This window comes from Flavobacterium dankookense (genome assembly GCF_004362665.1).
Lineage (GTDB): Bacteria > Bacteroidota > Bacteroidia > Flavobacteriales > Flavobacteriaceae > Flavobacterium > Flavobacterium dankookense.
In genome coordinates this window covers 212,749-232,202 of sequence record NZ_SNXR01000015.1, presented here as the reverse complement: position 1 = coordinate 232,202, position 19,454 = coordinate 212,749, and the positions used below count along the sequence as shown (strand labels likewise).

13 protein-coding genes are annotated in these 19,454 nt (G+C 33.1%); 7 read left to right on the top strand and 6 right to left on the bottom strand.

The window, feature by feature from the left end; translation table 11 throughout:
• Positions 1–29 precede the first annotated feature (29 nt).
• The 4 genes from BC748_RS11315 to BC748_RS11300 form a co-directional block, all read right to left on the bottom strand.
• Entirely contained in the window at positions 30–1,931 is a 1,902-nt protein-coding gene (locus BC748_RS11315) for a tetratricopeptide repeat-containing sensor histidine kinase (protein WP_133533605.1), read from the bottom strand.
• A 51-nt stretch (positions 1,932–1,982) separates the two neighbouring features.
• Entirely contained in the window at positions 1,983–2,261 is a 279-nt protein-coding gene (locus tag BC748_RS11310; RefSeq protein ID WP_133533604.1) for a hypothetical protein, read from the bottom strand.
• Positions 2,262–2,390: 129 nt separating this feature from the next.
• On the bottom strand, positions 2,391–2,936 hold the full coding sequence (locus tag BC748_RS11305; protein ID WP_133533603.1) for a DUF6252 family protein: 546 nt from the start codon (positions 2,934–2,936) through the stop codon (positions 2,391–2,393).
• Between the two features lie 117 nt (positions 2,937–3,053).
• Positions 3,054–3,995, bottom strand: coding sequence for a GSCFA domain-containing protein (locus tag BC748_RS11300; protein WP_133533602.1), 942 nt, complete (start codon positions 3,993–3,995; stop codon positions 3,054–3,056).
• A 215-nt stretch (positions 3,996–4,210) separates the two neighbouring features.
• Here BC748_RS11300 and BC748_RS11295 point away from each other — a divergent pair, with 215 nt between their 5' ends.
• From BC748_RS11295 to BC748_RS11285, 3 genes are all read left to right on the top strand, one after another.
• Positions 4,211–4,402, top strand: coding sequence for a cold-shock protein (locus BC748_RS11295; RefSeq protein ID WP_133533601.1), 192 nt, complete (start codon positions 4,211–4,213; stop codon positions 4,400–4,402).
• A 206-nt stretch (positions 4,403–4,608) separates the two neighbouring features.
• Positions 4,609–5,244 carry a hypothetical protein gene (locus BC748_RS11290; RefSeq protein ID WP_133533600.1) on the top strand — a complete coding sequence of 212 codons (636 nt, stop codon included), beginning with the start codon at positions 4,609–4,611 and terminating at the stop codon, positions 5,242–5,244.
• Between the two features lie 167 nt (positions 5,245–5,411).
• Positions 5,412–6,476: a serine hydrolase domain-containing protein gene (locus BC748_RS11285; protein WP_162846455.1), complete on the top strand. Its 1,065-nt coding sequence runs from the start codon at positions 5,412–5,414 to the stop codon at positions 6,474–6,476.
• 8 nt (positions 6,477–6,484) lie between these two features.
• Here the strand turns inward: BC748_RS11285 and hutH are convergent, their stop codons facing one another.
• A complete protein-coding gene (gene hutH / locus BC748_RS11280) occupies positions 6,485–7,987 on the bottom strand; it encodes a histidine ammonia-lyase (RefSeq protein WP_133533599.1) in 1,503 nt (500 codons plus the stop codon).
• A gap of 375 nt (positions 7,988–8,362) precedes the next feature.
• Here hutH and thrA point away from each other — a divergent pair, with 375 nt between their 5' ends.
• From thrA to thrC, 3 genes are all read left to right on the top strand, one after another.
• Positions 8,363–10,807, top strand: coding sequence for a bifunctional aspartate kinase/homoserine dehydrogenase I (gene thrA, locus BC748_RS11275; protein WP_133533598.1), 2,445 nt, complete (start codon positions 8,363–8,365; stop codon positions 10,805–10,807).
• 30 nt (positions 10,808–10,837) lie between these two features.
• Positions 10,838–11,758: a homoserine kinase gene (locus BC748_RS11270; protein WP_133533597.1), complete on the top strand. Its 921-nt coding sequence runs from the start codon at positions 10,838–10,840 to the stop codon at positions 11,756–11,758.
• Positions 11,759–11,826: 68 nt separating this feature from the next.
• Positions 11,827–13,116, top strand: a complete 1,290-nt coding sequence (gene thrC / locus BC748_RS11265; protein ID WP_133533596.1) for a threonine synthase — start codon at positions 11,827–11,829, stop codon at positions 13,114–13,116.
• A gap of 47 nt (positions 13,117–13,163) precedes the next feature.
• Here the strand turns inward: thrC and BC748_RS11260 are convergent, their stop codons facing one another.
• Positions 13,164–16,565, bottom strand: coding sequence for a DUF7619 domain-containing protein (locus BC748_RS11260; protein WP_133533595.1), 3,402 nt, complete (start codon positions 16,563–16,565; stop codon positions 13,164–13,166).
• Between the two features lie 1,131 nt (positions 16,566–17,696).
• Between BC748_RS11260 and BC748_RS11255 the strand changes: the two genes are divergently transcribed.
• Positions 17,697–19,442, top strand: a complete 1,746-nt coding sequence (locus BC748_RS11255; protein ID WP_133533594.1) for a hypothetical protein — start codon at positions 17,697–17,699, stop codon at positions 19,440–19,442.
• Positions 19,443–19,454: the final 12 nt, after the last annotated feature.

Here is a 19,454-nt window from a genome sequence, read left to right as displayed (position 1 = left end):
GTATTTAATTACTTAGTATTTTATAAAATCTATACTTTTTTACATTTTTTAGGGATAGTTATTTTTATTTTAGTCCCTTCATTTTCATTAGATTGCAATTCAAATATTCCATTTACATCCGAAATTCTTTTTTTCATATTAACAATTCCATTTCCAAGAGAAACCTCATCAATTTTGAATCCTTTTCCATCGTCAGAAATTAAAATTTCAATAGCATCATTATTAGGTTGTATTGCAATCGAAATTGACTTTGAATTAGCATATTTCATGCTATTGTTTATAGCTTCTTGAATGGTTCTATAAATATTCATTCCTTCCACCGAAGAAAATTTACATTCTTTTAATTGATTATCAACAGTAAAGTTAAAGTTGACATCCGTTTTAGCAATTTTTGCTTTTTCAATGAAATTATGAATTCTAATTTGTAAATCTTCAAAAGTAATTTCGCTTTTATTCATTGCCCAAATCGTGTCGCGAAGCTCAATTATAGTTGATTTGGCAAAATCACTAATTCCTGAAAGTTTATTATCCAATTTTTCATTTGTAATATCAAAAGCATATTTTATATTATCAACTGAAGAAATTATAAAAGTCAATTGTGAACCAATGTTATCGTGCAAATCTCTCGAAATTTGCAATCGTTGTTCTTGGAGTTCGTTTTGTGTTTCAATTCTTGAAATAGCCGATTTCAATTCGAACTCTTGTTCTTGTTGTTTGTTTTTCAGCTTCTGCTGACGGTATATTAAATAAGAAATAATCAGTAGTCCAACTACTATTAATGATAAAATTAAAAACTGTGTATTCTTTCTTTTGATTTCATTTTCGTTTTGAATTATTTCGTTTTTGGATCGCAATAATTCTTTTTCTTTCTTCTCGTTTTGATATTTAGCTTCTAACTCAGAAAAGGTTTTTTCGCGTTCAATAGCAAAAACGGAATCTCTTAACTTGATATAGTTTTCTTGTTCTTCAACTGTTTTTTGAAGGTTGTTTCTTTTTTTCTCAAATTTTGATTTTTGATAGTAGTAATCTCTTAACTTTTCAGCATTTTTACTTTCTTTAGAATAAAGAAAAGCTTTTTCAAATAGCTTTTCGGCTTTTGAATAATCGTTTAATTCAAATGCAATTGTAGCTAGATTGGTATAATTGGTAGCTAATTGATAATAATTTACAGAACTTGTTTCGTTAATTGCTTCTAAATTTGTGAGTTTTAATGCTCTTAAAATCCATTTTTCTGCTTCTTTATATTTTTTTTGCTTTAATAAAGTATTTCCAATATTGTTGTAAGTAGAGCTTAAAGTAAGTGTGTCTTTTCCTTTGACATAATCAATGACTTTTTTATGATAATACAAAGCACTATCGGGTTTGTTCCAATCGTCATAATTGATAGCAATAACGTTTAAAGCGGTTACAATTTCACTTGTGCTTTTCTTTTTTGATTTGAGAGCATAGTCTAATGATTTCTTGCCATAATAAATTCCTTTTTCATAACTTTCAAAATCATGATAATTTAAAGATAAATAAGAATTATAATGCACAAGCCAATAACCGTATTTTAATTTTTCAGCAAGAGTCAATCCCTCCAAAGCATAAGATGTAGCTGTATCATATTCTCCTTGTTTTCTATACACCTTAATAATGTTACTGTAAACACTGCAGAGTGTTTGATAGTCTTTCAACTCCTTCAACATTTTGATGGCCTTTTTTCCATAAATTATGGCACTATCAGTCTCACTATAATCAGTACAACGCGCATTTTTACAAAAATAATATTGGCTTTCATCTGCCTTAGATTTTATATTCCTTTTAGCAATTTTAAAGTAATAATCTGACGAGTCTTGTGAAGTAAATGCTTTCATCAAATGCTTTTGAATGTCTTGAGAGTAGCAACTCCCAAAAACAACAAATAAAATAAAAACACACAGTTTCTTCATGAAGTCAAATTATATTTTAAATATACAAATTTTGTTAAAATCAGTGTTATTTTATTTCTTTTTCTGATAATTATCTTCAAATAGTTGGTAATTTATATCAAAGATGTTCCTGTTTAGTGTTTGATTAATTTCTTTCATCTTTTCTCTTAATTCAGAAGAAATTTGCAATTGATTGGATTGCATTTTTTGTTCCTCGTTCAACTGAATCACAAACTCTTCGAGAGCTTTTAACTTCGTATCAAAACTAACTCTGTTCACATGTATATTGTAAGTTAGATAGAATATATATGTAAGCAGTGCTATGAAAACAAAGGTTAAGAAGTATATCATGAGTGAAAATAATTTTAAGTTAATTTTTCAAATCTCGGCAATTCATTTATGCAAAAAAATACGCCAAATGCCGTATTAACAAAAAAAAGACCTAATTAAATTAGGTCTTTCTATTACTCAAAAAAACTATTACAATACTAATCTAAATGAACCATTTGTAACAGTTTTAGTTCCTCCATTACAAGTTTCATCTTCTTTTACTTCTTTACCAACAAAACTGAATGTTCCTTCAATTTTTGTAGCATCCATAAAAGTGATTTCTAATGTTCCATTAGTATTTTCACAGTTTAATGAATTATATGGAGTAACAGTAAAAGTACTTGTATTAACATCGGTGTAAGTAATACTTCCTACCGCAATATCGCTATCTTGTGTTGCATTCATGTTATAAGTTCCAACAGCAAGTGAACCTGTAGTTGAGTATAATTGAATTCCAATATTTTTACCCGATGTGCTTGAACCTGTCAAGACCATTGCTCCACTTGTATAATTACCTACTGCAAATTCTCCTTCAGATATAAAGTTAGAACCTCCAACTTTTGCTTTAATAAAAGTGCCAGTTGCTGGTCCGTTAAATCCGCCGCCACCGCCATTATCATCGCTACCTCCGCAAGATGATAATGTTAAAGAAAAAATAATTGCTAATGCAAATCCGAATTGTTTAATTGTTTTCATATTGTTTAATGTGTTAAAGTTATAATGCAAATTTGCAGGATAACAATAAGGCAATCAATAGGGCAATTGCCGTATTTTTATCTACGCAATTGCTTTACAACTAGAAACATGTTAAGTCTAGAAACTAATATTCGGGTGTTTTTGGAGGAGTGCAGCAATCTTTTTATTGGTGCTATCAATAAACTTTTGATGATTTATCGATTCAACATTAAATGGTCGATGAGCCAAAGCTTTCTGAATATCGCAAACTTCCTGCATCGTTTTAAACTCTTTTTCTGCTACATAATTCTCAAAGAATTTTATCCAAATAAAATCAATTGCTTGCTGACTTGGATGTAGCATATCATTGGCATAAAAACGGTAATCGCGAAGTTCATCCATCATAATTTCATAGGAAGGGAAATAATTATGAATGGTGAATTCTGAACTGTGAATGGCAGAAATCAAGTGCGCTTTGCTTCGTTGGTTTTCAACAATACCATCTTTGATGTGACGAACGGGCGAAATAGTGAATATAAAATTACAACTCGGGTTGAGTTGACGAATTAAATCAATCGTATTTTGAATGGATTGCTCAATAGTTGTTACCGAAAGTATTTCTTTAGTAAATTGGTTTTGCGATACTTTATGACAATTGGCAACAATTGCGTTGGTTTCTCTATTTCGATATACCCACGAAGTGCCATAAGTAATGATGATGTGTGTAGCTTTAATTATTTGGTTACGTGTTGAAGTGAGTATAGCGTTTAAGTTATCTATCAATTCCTCTTTGCTAGGATTTGACAACTCCGAATGCACCTCAAAGCAATGCCACAAATCATTGTGAAAAAAAACATCCTTCTCTGTAAAAAGCGATTGATTAACCACTCGCTCGATTAATTTTTCAATAGAAAAAGGATTAAAAATAATACCAAACGGATTGACCGTATTTTGAAATTTAAAATAACTAAACTTCTCTCCCATGTTTTCAGCAAAGCAAGAACCCAATGCCACTATTGATGATGTATAATCAATAGGATGGTTTGATTTTGAAACAAAAACGGGTGTTGAAAACTGCATTCCTTTTTTTGGTAAAGATAAAAAAGTTAGTCTTTCAAATGACGTGAATAGAGATAGGAAATATGTTTTTAAAAAAATCAACTAATACTTATTTTTATTAAAAAAATCATATTAAAAAGTTTAATTTTTTAAAAAATTTTTAAATAATTTAAATAAAAACTGAAATTATAATAATAATACCTATCTTTGATGCTTTATTTAATACATTATTTATTATGAACGAAGGAACAATTAAATTTTTTAACGAAGCAAAAGGCTTCGGATTCATCACACCAAATAGTGGTGGACAAGACGTGTTTGTTCATGTTACTGGTCTTACAGGTCAAGTACGTGAAAACGACAAAGTGTCTTATTCTGTAGAAAACGGACAGAAAGGACCAACAGCTGTAAATGTTACTGTTATCTAAGATATAATTTACCATTACAAAGTAAAGCCAGTCTACACAGACTGGCTTTTTTTTGTGTACCGTATTCTTTTATAATTTTACTAATTTGCTGTCCGTTGAATTGAAAAAATAGTTACCAGACCTAATTAGTTTTTATTTAAAGTGAAATTTTATATTTATGTTTGTAATGCCCAACATTAAAAAAAACAATGTTAATGATATAAACTATGCTAAAAAAAGTCCTTACAATTATTTTTTGCATTACATCTTACTTTGTTTTAGCTCAGAAAAAAGAATACTTTCTTAATGATGATTTCAATTTTATAACAGAAACCGAATTTATAAAAGAGCATGACAATCCTTTGGATTATAATTTGAGATTAAAATTGGATACATGCTTTTATAATGTTAAAGTCTCAAGATACAAAAAAGGGAAAATAAGTTTACAACTACTCGATTCAATTAAGACTGATTTATCAAGCTTAAGCAAAGAAGAACTTAAACCAGAAGATATACTTGTAATTAATTATTATCCCGGAAATACTCCCTGTAGTTCTTATGGATATATGATAAATTTTAAAAATAAACATGACACATACTTCAACGAAATTGAAAAAATAAAAAATTTAAAACAATTTTTTATATACAAAACTCCTGATAATCTTAAAGATTTTGGTTCAAAAATAGATTGGTTACGAGATAAAAATCGATTAATTGAAAAAATATTTTTTCCAATTGCCTATCCATGTGGTGGATATGTAATAATAGATAGCAACGGCAATTATATTTGTCAAAGAGGTGAATATTGCTACTCACCAAGCTTTATAAAAAGATTAAAAGAATTTATAGAAAATAAACCTTAGTGGTTTTTTAAACTACTTTTTCTAAACAAGAATAAGTTATTTATATAGTAACTACTAACAAAGTAATGAGTTGAACTAAAACCCAATCAAAGAAATACCTTCTAATCCTTTTAAACCTTTTAGTCTATTTTACGTCTTAAGAAATACTATTGTTAAAAAAGTTACTTATGAAAAATTTAACCTATCTATTCCTACTATCGATTACTTTTTTAGGTTGCAGTTCTGATGATGGCGATACAACAAATGTTGAAACAATGTATTTCCCTTCAAATACCAATAACGTTTGGGAAACCAAAACCCCAGCAAGTTTAGGATGGAACGAAAGCCAACTCCAACCACTACGCGACTATCTTATCGATAAAAACACCAAATCATTTATGATATTAGTTAATGGTCGAATTGTGATGGAAGAATATTATGATGGTCATACCGCTTCTACTTCTTGGCAATGGAACAGTGCTGGAAAAACACTTGTAACGACAACAACAGGAATTGCGCAACAAGAAGGTTTGCTCAACATCAATGATAAAGTAAGCACTTATTTAGGTGAAGGTTGGGCCAACGCGCCAATAGATAAAGAAAACCTAATCACATCGAAAAATCTACTAACGATGACTTCTGGGCTAAATGACGAAAGTAATTTTGTAATACCAGCCAATTTAACCTATCTCGCCGATGCCGGAACAAGGTGGTCCTATCACAATGTGTTTCAAAAACTGATGGATGTTGTTGCCGATGCGAGCAATCAAGGGTTTGAAACGTATTTCAATGCCAAACTAAAAAACAAAATCGGAATGGATGGTTTTTGGAACAATGGCGTTATTTTTAAAGTTTACAATAGCAATACCAGAAGTATGGCGCGATTCGGATTGCTAGCACTCAACAAAGGAAAATGGAAAAACGAAACCATAATCAACGAAACGTTTTTTAACCAAAGTATCACTACTTCTCAGAATATAAATCCATCCTATGGCTATTTGTGGTGGTTGAACGGAAAAGGAAGTTATATGGTTCCTGGCGGACAAACGGTCTATCCTACCAATTTGGTTCCTGATGCGCCATCAGACATGTATGCCGCAATGGGTGCTGAAGACCAACGAATATATGTTATCCCAAGCAAAAACATGGTCGTTATCCGAATGGGAAATGCCTCTGATCCTACCAATCCTAATTTTGCACTCTCGGGTTTTGATAATGCGCTTTGGCAAAAACTAAATGCGGTGTTTAATTAAAGAACTAATTAATCTTCCAACTCAATCATAAAGCTAGTTAAAAACGCTACCGAGTTTTCGATATCATAATGAAGAATGCGGTCTTCTTTTACTAACGGCACTTCGGCACGATAGGATTTAAGAAACATTTCTATGAAGTCGCTTGACTGTAATGGTCGTCTAAACTCAATGGCTTGAGAAGCGTTCATCAATTCTATTGCCAAAATACGTTCTAGATTTTCCATGATTTTCAAACATTTCGTTGCTGCATTCGCGCCCATAGAAACATGGTCTTCTTGTCCGTTGCTCGAAACAATACTGTCGATACTGGCTGGAGTAGCCAATTGTTTGTTTTGGCTCACAATGCTGGCAGCAGTATATTGTGGTATCATAAACCCAGAATTCAATCCTGGATTGTCTACCAAGAAAGCAGGTAAACCTCTAAGTCCTGAAATCAATTGATACGTTCTTCTTTCGGAAACACTACCCAATTCAGCTAACGCTATTCCAAGAAAATCCAGAGCAAGTGCCAATGGTTGTCCGTGGAAATTTCCACCAGAAACGATAATATCGCTTTCAATAAAAATATTTGGATTATCCGTCACGGAGTTGATTTCAGTTTTAAAAACTTTCTTCGCATAATCAATGGCATCTTTGCTAGCGCCATGAACTTGAGGAATACATCTAAAAGAATATGGATCTTGCACGTGTTGTTTTGGTTGGGCAATTATTTGGCTATTTTCAAGCAACTCATTCATACGTTGTGCTGTTACGATTTGTCCTTTGTGCGGACGAACATAATGAATTAGTTCATTGAAAGGTTCAATGCGACCATCAAAACCTTCAAGCGAAATTGCAGCAATCACATCTGACAAATAAGCATATTTCATGGCTTTCAACAAAACATAACAACCATACGCACTCATAAATTGCGTTCCGTTCAACAACGCCAATCCTTCCTTAGACTGCAAGACGATAGGTTGCCAATTAAACTGTTTCAACACTTCGGAGGAATGGATTTTCTTTCCTTCAAAATAGACTTCGCCTTCGCCTAATAAAGGCAACGACAAATGAGCTAACGGCGCTAAATCACCACTAGCACCAAGCGAACCTTGTGTATAAATCACAGGATAAATTCCCTTGTTGTAAAAATCTACCAAACGCTCCACTGTTTCCAATTGCACACCCGAATGACCATAACTCAACGATTGAATTTTAAGCAACAACATCAACTGCACGATGTCACTTGGCACTTCATCACCCGTTCCGCAAGCATGCGATTTCACTAAGTTTTCTTGTAGTTTTGATAGGTTTTCAGTAGATATCTTCACATTACACAACGAACCAAATCCAGTATTAATTCCATAGATTGGCTCATCGTTTGACGCCATTTTATTGTCTAAGTAGGTTCTACATTTCTGAATATTAACTTTTGCTTCCTCAGATAGCGCAATGCTTTTTCCTTGTGAAACAATTTGTTGCAGTTGTTCTAAAGTCAATACTTCTGTTGAAATGTAGTGCGTAGTATCCATTTTATCGTTTTTTACAATGCAAAAATGAGTAAACAATCGTTAATAAGCAATTATGTAATCGCTATTTTATTGACAAATCATCAAAAATGTAATTTAATCAACTGCAACTATCAAAAAATTAACACACTATATCGATATATTATTGCTATTTTCATAAAAATGAAAGGATTTTGTAGGTTTTAAAACGAAATAGTATATATTTGAAATTATGATTTTCAACAGTAAAAAATATAATTTCACTACTCCAACCAAAACTTTGGTTACAACTACTGTTGGCACAACAACTACAACCCCATTTGGGGTATAATTTTCACATATAGTCCATTCTAATGGCTTTCGTTTGAAAGCAAATTTTTAATGTAATTCCAATTCAAAATGTTAGTACTTAAATTCGGCGGAACATCCGTTGCCAATGCTCAAAATATTAAATTAGTTCTTGATATAGTTCAAAAAAAATCCAAAGAAGACACTTTAGCGGTTGTTGTTTCAGCTTTTAGTGGAGTTACCGATTTATTGTTAGACGCTTCCAAAAAAGCAGCACAAAAAGACAAAGCTTATCGCGACATCATCAGTCAGATTGACCAAAAACACAAAGCTGCTATTGAAGAACTTATTCCGCTTAGTGAACAAAGTGATTTAATTGAAAACATCAACAGTAATATTAATTTGTTAAAAACCTTGCTCGACGGCTGTTTTCTTCTAGGAGAATTGTCCAACAGAACAGCAGATATTGTAGCCAGTTTTGGTGAATTATTGTCCTCACAAATTATTGCTGTTGCCTTAAAACAAAAAATAAATGCCGTTTTCAAAGACAGTCGCGAATTAATAAAAACAAATTCCGATTTTGGAAAAGCCAACGTTGATACAGAAACCACCAATCACTTAATTGCCAATTATTTTAAAGAAAATAAAGCTCAAGTGGTTTTACTTCCTGGTTTTATTGCAAGTGATGAAGCTGGAAACACTACAACATTAGGTCGTGGCGGTTCGGATTACACCGCAGCGATTATTGCCAACGCTACTCATGCCACTGCATTAGAAATTTGGACGGATGTTAACGGTATGTTTACTGCCAATCCAAAAATTGTAAAACAAGCGCAACCTATCGAAACTATTTCCTATCAAGAAGCAATGGAATTGTCTCATTTTGGTGCTAAGGTTTTATATCCGCCAACTATTCAACCGGTTCTTGACTCTAATATTCCAATTTGGATTAAAAATACTTTTGAACCTGATGCTTTTGGAACCTATATTTCAAATGAAAACCAAGCAGGAAATAATCCTATCAAAGGAATTTCACATATTGATAAAATTGCACTCATTACACTTGAAGGCTCGGGAATGATTGGCGTTGCAGGTTCATCAAAACGTTTGTTTGAAGTTTTATCTAATCATTCAATCAACGTTATTTTTATCACTCAAGCTTCTTCTGAACATTCTATTTGTATTGGGATACTAAACCAAGATGCAGAGAATGCCAAAAAAGCCATTGATAAAACCTTTGAACTCGAAATTGCACAAAGTAAAATCGAGCCTTGTATCGTGGAGAAAGATTTATGTATCGTAGCGCTAGTAGGCGAAAACATGAAAAATCACCAAGGCATTTCGGGTAAAATGTTTAGCACTTTAGGCAAAAACAACGTCAATATTCGTGCGATTGCTCAAGGTGCATCGGAACGTAATATTTCGGTAGTGATTAATGAAAAAGATGTGAAAAAAGCGTTGAACACACTTCACGAACGCTTTTTTGAAGACAACACCAAACAACTTAATTTATTTGTGATGGGAATTGGTAATGTAGGCGAAAAGTTCATCGACCAAATTCACCAACAGAAAAAATTCCTAAAAGAAAATCTAAAAATAAATGTACGCGTTATTGCTTTAGCAAATTCGAGAAAAATGCTTTTTGACGAAGACGGCATCAACCTCAACGATTGGAAAGCCAAAGTAGATAATGGAGAAAAAGCCAGTGTAAACGATTTCATTTCGAAAGTAAAAGAACTCAATTTGCGCAACAGCATTTTTGTAGACATTACGGCTAACTATGATGTAGCAATGATTTACGAGCAATTTCTTCGAATGAATGTTGGCGTGGTTACTTGCAACAAAATTGCCTGTTCATCGCACTATGAAAACTATAAAAAACTAAAAGAATTATCTCGAAAATACAACGCTCCATTTTTATTTGAAACCAATGTTGGTGCTGGACTACCAATTATCGATACGCTTAAAAATCTCGTGGCTTCTGGTGATAAAGTCAACAAAATTCAAGCGGTGTTATCAGGCAGTTTGAACTTTATTTTTAATAATTTCTCCGAAACCTACAGCTTCCACGATGTAGTCAAACAAGCAGGTGTAGAAGGTTACACCGAACCCGATCCGAAAATTGATTTGAGCGGTGTAGATGTAGCCCGAAAAATTTTAATCCTCATTCGCGAAAGCGGAGTTTCCATGGAAATGGAAGACATCGAAAACAATTGCTTCCTTCCTGAGGAATGCATGAACACCACTAATAACGACGATTTTTTCAAGTCATTACTCAAAAACGAAAGTCATTTCAACCAACTATTAGCTGAAGCTAAAGAAAAAGACAGCCGAATTAAATTTGTAGCTCAATATGACAATGGAAAAGCATCAGTTGGATTGCAATTTATTCCAAAAGAAAGTCCGTTTTATAATTTGGAAGGAAAAGACAACATCGTTCAGTTTTTTACCGAAAGATATGTTGACCAACCTTTATTAATCAAAGGTGCTGGTGCTGGTGCTGCGGTTACAGCTTCTGGAATTTTTGCTGATGTAATTCGAATTGGAAATGTCTAAAACTTGTTTCATACTCGAAACGAAATTGTTATGAACGAAATAAAACTATTCTGTCCTGCCAGTATTGCTAACTTAAACTGTGGGTTTGACGTTATCGGGTTGTGTTTGGATACCATCGGCGATGAGATGATTATTAGAAAAACATCTGAAAAAGGAATAAAAATAACCAAAATCACGGGTGCTGATTTGCCGTTTGAAAACGAAAAAAACGTAGCAGGCGTTGCCGCTTTAGCTATGATAAATGCCATTGAAATTGATTATGGTTTTGAAATAGAAATCCATAAAAAAATTAAAGCTGGAAGCGGCATTGGAAGTTCTTCTGCTAGTGCTTCGGGAGTTGTTTTTGGCATAAACCAATTACTTGGCAAACCTTTTTCGGATAGTGAACTGGTAGAATTTTCCATGCAAGGCGAAGCGTTAGCCAGCGGTGGTTTTCATGCAGACAATGTTGCTCCTGCACTACTTGGCGGCATTATATTAATTCGTGGTTACAATCCGATTGATTATATAAAAATAGCTACGCCAAGCGAATTGGTTGCCGTAGTCTTACATCCGCTGATTGAAGTAAAAACATCAGCATCGCGTGCCGTATTGCCCAATGAAATTCCACTAAAAACCGCCATCACCCAATGGGGAAATCTTGGCGGATTAATCGCCGGTTTCTACACTTCAGATTATGAATTGATTAGTCGTTCGCTACTTGATGTTGTGGCAGAACCTCATCGTAAAAAATTAATCCCTAATTTTGACCAAGTAAAACAAACGGCGTTGCAAAATGGCGCGCTTGGCGCTGGAATATCAGGTGCTGGACCATCGATTTTTGCGCTGTGCAAAGGAAACGAAACCGCCAACAAAGTAGCCGATGCTATGAAAGAAGCCTATGTTGGAACAAGCATTCCGTTTGACATTCATGTTTCGAAAATAAATGAAGAAGGAGTGAAAATAATATAAGAAGTACGAAGTACGAGGTACAAAGTAATTTGCATTTCGTACTTCAAACTTCGTAAATCGTACTTTTTATGAATTACTACAGCCTAAACAATAAAACCCATAAAGTTTCTTTTGAAGAAGCCGTCATTCAAGGATTAGCGCCTGACAGAGGTTTGTATTTCCCTGAAACGATAACACCTTTGTCGCCTGCTTTTTTTGAAACTATTGAAACTATATCCCATGAAGAAATCGCTTTTGAAGCCATCAAGCAATTTGTGGGTTCTGAAATTCCCGAAGCGGAACTAAAACAGATTTTAAAAGAAACCCTATCCTTTGATTTTCCTTTGGTGAAGGTAGAAGAAAATGTCTTTTCGTTGGAATTATTTCACGGACCAACTATGGCATTTAAGGATGTCGGCGCCCGATTTATGTCGCGGTGTTTGGCATATTTCAACAGAAACAAAAATCAAAAAAATACCGTGCTTGTTGCTACTTCTGGCGATACTGGTGGCGCTGTAGCTAGTGGTTTTCTTGGTGTGAAAGGCGTAGAAGTGGTTATCCTTTATCCTTCGGGCAAAGTGAGCGATATTCAAGAACGACAGCTTACTACCTTAGGTCAAAATATCACCGCACTAGAAGTGGACGGTGTTTTTGACGACTGTCAAGACATGGTAAAAAAAGCCTTTCTTGATGAGGATTTGAAATATAAAAACCTAACCTCAGCCAATTCGATAAACATTGCTCGTTGGTTGCCGCAAATGTTTTATATTTTCTTTGCTTACCGCGAATTGAAGAAACACAACAAACCAATAATTCTCTCTTGTCCGAGTGGTAACTTTGGAAACATCTGTGCCGGGATTATGGCAAAACGTTTGGGATTACCCATTGCCCATTTTGTAGCTTCGACCAATGCGAATGATACCGTTCCCCGCTTTTTAGAAAAAGGCAACTACGAACCTAAACCTTCTATTGCTACTATTTCAAACGCAATGGATGTGGGCAATCCGAGTAATTTTATCCGCATACAAGAGTTGTATGACAATGATTTAGCGGCGTTCCAAAAGGATTTTTCGTCCTATAGTTTTACCGATGCCGAAACCGAAGCCACACTAAAAACCATTTATAAAAACACTAACTACATTGCCGAACCTCACGGTGCTGTGGGTTATTTGGGTTTGAAGAAAGAAATGCAGCAGCATCCGAATGCCGTTGGTGTGTTTCTAGAGACGGCACACCCAATTAAATTTTTGGATATTGTCGAACCCGCTTTGAATATAAAATTACCAATACCAACTCAAATTGAAAGTGTATTGCATCAAGAAAAAGTGAGTATAAAGATTAAGAGTTATGAGGAGATGAAAAACTACTTACTGAAATAACTTAGAGTTATAATCTTTTGGTGTAGTTTTTCACCTCAATTCAACTTTTATTCCTTAATGATTTTAATTACTTTATTTTCTCCTTGGCTTGTTACTGTGATAAAATATACACCATTCGTTAGTGAAGAAAAATCAATAGTTGTTTGTAAATCATTTACTTCTTTTACTAAAACCGTTTGACCTAAAATGGAGTTAACCTCTATCTTTTCAATGGTGAAATTGTTAGATATGGTTAAACTGTTTTTTACCGGATTTGGATAATATTTCAAATCGGTTAAAGCGTAATCTGAACTTCCAAGAGTTGTGACAAATTCTGTATTAAATGTGTTTGTAACAATCGCTGGATTGGTATCAAAATAAATATTGGCAAAATTTGGAATGATATCACCAACAGCATATCCTGGTTTAGGTTTTACTTGAAAAATTACATATCCTTTTCCTATTGTGGTGTCTTCAACGGAAGGAGGAAGATTAATCCCGTTGAATTTCCATGTTAGACTTGCTCCTACTCTTTCTAAAATATAATCCGCACTAGCATGAACCATTTTTATAGAAGAAGGTTCTAATTTATCATCTAAAACATCTGTGATTTTTACAAAATTGGCATTAGCCGTTCCTGTATTTTCAAAACGAATCGTATAGGTCAAATAATCATTTGGTGTAAAACTTGAAAACAATATTTTACCGCCATGTGATTCCATCTTATCATTAGGATCATAAGCACCAACGATAACTTGAACCAAATTGCTGTTATTATTTAAAGGAACAATATCACCTGATGGTTCATTTATAGAAGCAGAACTCACTAGCAAATCCCCTAAGTTTACCGTTGGAATTGTTGGCGTCAACATTTCAATTGTAATAGTTCGAGTTTCATAAGGTAATAGATTTGTAAAATTATAGGTAAATCCAGTAGCATTGATAACCACTCCTGATTGTGATGTTTCAATAATAGAAGCATTGGTTGGTTTATTGAAAGTTAAAGTTCCTGATGGCACTAACTGATTTGAATAATTTCTATACACAATTAGACTTCGGTAAGGTTCTCCTGGACGAGGCGAACTAGAACCCGTTAAATAAACTGATAAATCTTGATAAGGAATGGCAATTATTGGAAAATCCTTGGTTGTTATACCTGAACCTGTTGGAACTGTTACATTAGAATAAGAAGTAGCACAAGAATTATATGGATAATAAGGCGTATCAACATTATAAGTTAAATTATAAACATTTGATGGATCCGATTCATATAAGTAGTGGAATGTATTCGTGTAAACATTACGAACAATTCCTCCATTGATAGAATAGTCGTAATTACCATAAGGAAAACTTACTTCTAAACCATTTTGTGCTGAATTTGAATCAGAATCAATAAAAGCATTAAGTTTTAAACCGTTACTTACATTTAAACTTATTAATTGTCCTGGATCACTAGCTCCTTGATTATAAGTACTGCCTTCAACTTGTACTCCATTATAAATTCCATTAAAGATTGTAAAAAAATAATTATTCACAAATCCAGTGGAAATATCTTCTTGAGTGAGCACATAAAAAGCTTCAAAAGAAGTGGTGTCAGTTGCACCAGCCGCTAAACTGGCTATCGGTCCACCTGTAAAATTCGTTACGCCTTGAACTGTATCAAAAACAATATTGGTAATAGGTGCGTTTCCAATATTTGAAATAGTGTAAGATATTTTAATAACATCACCAACATTCGTATATCCATCTCCATTTAAATCAAAATAAGCCGCTGTTGCACTTGCTGTTAGTGGCGAATTTACTCTAACACGAATTGTAGCCGAACTACAAAAAGTTGGATTAGCCACTTCACATACGGTATAAGTCAATTGATAATAACCACCTGAAACTGGCACTGTTGCTGGTATACTGATCTCTCCTTGAGCATTAACTGTAGCTCCTATAGTATTAGCATTTAGGGTACTGACTGCGTCAGAAGAATTTAAGGGTAATCCGCGTAAAAAATCATTAGTTAATAAATTAAAATTTGTTCCCACACCAAACACTGACTCTACACTATCATCACTTGCTCTAATATTGTAATTATCGCGAATATCAACCAATAAGGTTGCAGAACTATTAAACGTAGTTGCCGAAGGATTTGTTACTACTATAGAAAAATTTTCAGTAGGTTCTTGTAAAGTATCTAAAAGGGTGTCAACAGTAATAAAAGCCATTGTTTGCCCAGCTGGAATAGTTACTGTAGTAGCAAGAGGAACAAAATCGGCAGCACCAGCTGTTCCATTTACTGTAGTTAGCTGCAAAACGGTATCTGTTGCTAACGCTGATGAAAAACTTACAGAAACATAATTATAAGTATCACCTTCAAGGACGCCATATCCACCATCATCTGCAAAAATTTCTAGATCAGGTAATCCATCATTATCTTGTATTGAAACTTCAGAAGTAGCATTTGTATTGGTAGTATTTCCTGAAGTAATAGTTCCATTTATACTAAATTTTTCAACAGGTTCATCAATGGCATCATTTGTAATTGCAACAACAAAGCTTTTAGAAGTACTACCTGGATCAAATGTTATTGTATTGGTTGTAGCAGTAAAATCTGCTGTAGATGCCGTTCCTGGAGCAGTTGAAATATCTACAACAACATTTGAATTATAAGCTCTGTTTAAACGAACATAAACAGTTTCATTTTGTCCTTCTCTGACCATTCCATCTAAAATGTATAGTGTTGGAGTGGTATCGTTGTCTAATAAAGTTATTGTACTTGTAACGACAGTATTATTTGTATTGCCCGAGGTAGCCGTTAGAATAATTTCAAATGTTTCGTTAGCTTCCACTAAAGCATCATCCGTTATTGGAATACTAGTACTTGCTAAAGTTTGACCAGCAGGAATGGTAAGTGTAGTGTTTACAGGAGTTAAATCTCCTGTGTCCGTTGTGATATTAGAAGTAACACAACTAAATGTAATAGGCGAGTTATAAGGTCTTGTTAAACTAACAGAAACTCCTAAATTTCCAGTTCCTTCATATTTTTGTCCTACTCCATTACTTACATAAAAATTAGGTATTGTATCATCATCATCAATGTAAACATTTCTTTGATTAGTGAGATTAGAGGTATTTCCAGTGGTTACCGATGCTTTTAATATAAAATATTCACCATACTCAGGTAAGGCATCATTGGTTGTTGGTATGAAAAATTGAGCACTTTGTGTTTGTCCTGCTGGAATGGTTACAACGGTGTTGATTGCAGTGAAATCACTACTCGATGCTGTATTGGTTTCAGTAGTAACAGTAACCAAAATTGGAGTTGCTATGGCGCCAGAAATTCTCAATCTAAAAGTAGCCGTATTTCCTTCGATAAGATAGCCTGATGTTTGATTATCAAAATAGATATAAGGATTTTGCGAAAACACCTCATTAAAAAACAAAACAAATACCGCAGTAAAAAATATAACTTTTTTCATATCCTTATAAATTAATTGTTAACCAATAGATACAAAGTAATAGAAAAAGTTGTGTTTAACCACAATAAAATTAGAATTTTATGGTTTTGATTTAGAATTCGATATAAATTGTTACTAAAATTAACACCGCTGGACATTCAATTATAAAAATATAGCAAGCGAAGATGAAAGTGTACGACGATAACAATTATTAATCAGAAATCGACAGTTTAAGAGGAAGAAAAAGGTTAAAAGCAGTGGAAAAACTGCACCATTAATAAAAGTCCGTAACCACAACTTGCAACCAACATCCACAAACACCAATCTCAATAAATGCAACCTTTGTCAATGGTTTACACCGAGAAAGGTTTTTCATTTACTGTAAGTTAGTTGTATCAAAACGTAACAAATAATCCCTAGTCCAAAAGGATACTGACTTTGACTAAAGTGAATTTCAAATAAAATGGATGAAAAATCAATCGAACGTTGTTTGTACACCTCAAAAAAGACGTTTTATAACTATTTCATTTTCAGTGTTAAAAATTAAAAACAATAGTATAAGGCATAACAAACAATAGTATAATGCATACCTTAGTTTAGCTTTATACTCAACTTAGTTTAGCCTTATGCTTAACTTACTTAAGCTTTATACTGTAGTTACTTAAGCTTTATACTGTGGTTACTTAAGCTTTATACTGTGGTTACTTAAGCTTTATACTGTAGTTACTTAAGCTTTATACTGTGGTTACTTTAGCCTTATACTGTGATTACTTAAGCTTTATACTATGGTTACTTAAGCTTTATACTGTGGTTGCTTAGTCATAAAGCTCATTTTTGATAGAAATTGTAGTAATTAAATAACGTAACAAGTTGAACTACAGTAAACAAAAGCGTGTTATCTAGTTTTAGTAGCAATTATAAATTGGGTTATTGTTTTTTGCTAGATTTATTGGGCAGTGGATTGAAAACTCCGAGATATCTATTGGATTTTTATATATTTACAGTTGTAATGAAGTTTGACGGTTGTTAGACTTATTTATCCGATTATGGGTTTATGGGTTTGATTTTGTTAGACTTATACACTAGTTAGCTGCAAGCTTTGCCCAACATTGAGGGTATTCTATAAAAATAACCAAAAAATATATTGTATAAATGGCATCTGAAGAAAAAGTAATAAATGAACGACCAAGAATATGTTGTATAGATATTGATAAAGATTCTATAAATCTTCTTGAAAAATCTGGTTATAATATTTCTTCTGGAACTCTCGGTAAAAAGGTAAAAGTTCCAAATATTTCAAGAAATAATGCACATCACTTATTGTTAAATTATAATTTCCCTTCAAATTTACACGAGTATGATATTATTGTTGTTGACTTGGATAATTACTCTACAATAGATTATAAGCAGAAAGACCATACAAGAGAAGAGCATACTGGCAAAAGTGCGGTTGCAATTTTAAGCAGTTATCCCGAAACAGTTTTTGATCCGCGTCCACTCGGGAGTTTAATTTTAAATACTAAACTAATCGAAATAGGAACAAGACCACATATAATAATTGCATTTAGTACAGGAGCTTATGATACAGAATATGAAACTATAAGAATTACTGACCATTATCCAGAAAGACAAGGAATAGAAAGATATAATATTTATTCATTTGCTGGTAATGCGCCACTTTATGCTCCAAAAATCGGAAAAGAAATGATTGTATGTGACGTAAAAGAAGATTTGAAAAAGCTTCTAGAAACTCACTTACCAACTGCGAGCTACAATCAAACCTTTAGACACCCAACAAGTTACAAAGGAAACGAGTATGTGGAGAATGAAAATTTTGTTCCTTTAATAAAAAACTCAAGTGGTGATATAATTTCAATTTGTGAATCTCGTGAAAATTCTATGATATTCTATTTGCCACAAATAGAAAATAAAGGTGAATTCTTGAATTCCTTTTTGTCAAAAATTCTAACAGATTTGATGCCAGAACTCTTTCCTTTTTCTACTACATTCAATTGGAAAGAATCCGAAGATTATTGGTTGCCTAATCACAAATCATTACTGGAAGAAAAAGTAAAATTAGAAAAAGAATATGCTGAAAAAATAAATATTAAAGATTCTGAAATAGTTAAAAACAAAGAGCAATATTTATATCTGCATAATTTACTAACTGCAACAGGGGATGATTTAGTTGAAGCTTTAGTAAAATATTTTAAATGGTTAGGGTTTACTAAAATCAATAAAGTTGATGAAGACAAAACCGATTTAAAAATTCTTGAGGAAGATATACAAATTCAATTATCAAACGGTATCTTAATAATTGAATGTAAAGGAATTGGTGGCACATCAACTGATTCAGACTGTAGTCAAATTTCAAAAATTAAGCACAGAAGATGTAAGGAGCGTGGAAAATTTGATGTTTATGCTTTGTATATTGTCAATCATCAGAGATATTTACCACCATTAACTCGTCAGAATCCTCCATTTACAGAAAATCAAATACAGGATGCACAAAATGATGAAAGAGGATTATTAACAACCTGGCAATTATTTAATGCATACTATGAAATTGAAGACGGAATTATTACAAAAGAAGAAGTTCGAAATTCACTTTTAAATTTTGGTTTGATTGAGATAAAACCTGAAAATTTAGTTTACATCGATGAGCCCAAAGAAATTCTAAAAAATGGTGAAGTGTGCATCATTAATATAACAGAGGTTGAATTAAAAATATCAGAAGAAATATTTATTGAAAAAAATGGTAAGTTTCAAAGAAATATTATTGAAGGAATACAACTAAATGAAAAACCTGTTAGTAGTGCTAGAAGTGGTGAAATAGGTTTAAAGCTTAGATTCCCAATCAAGAAGAAGTCAATATTATGGAAAAAAGCCAGCAGCTAACAGCGGTTTCGC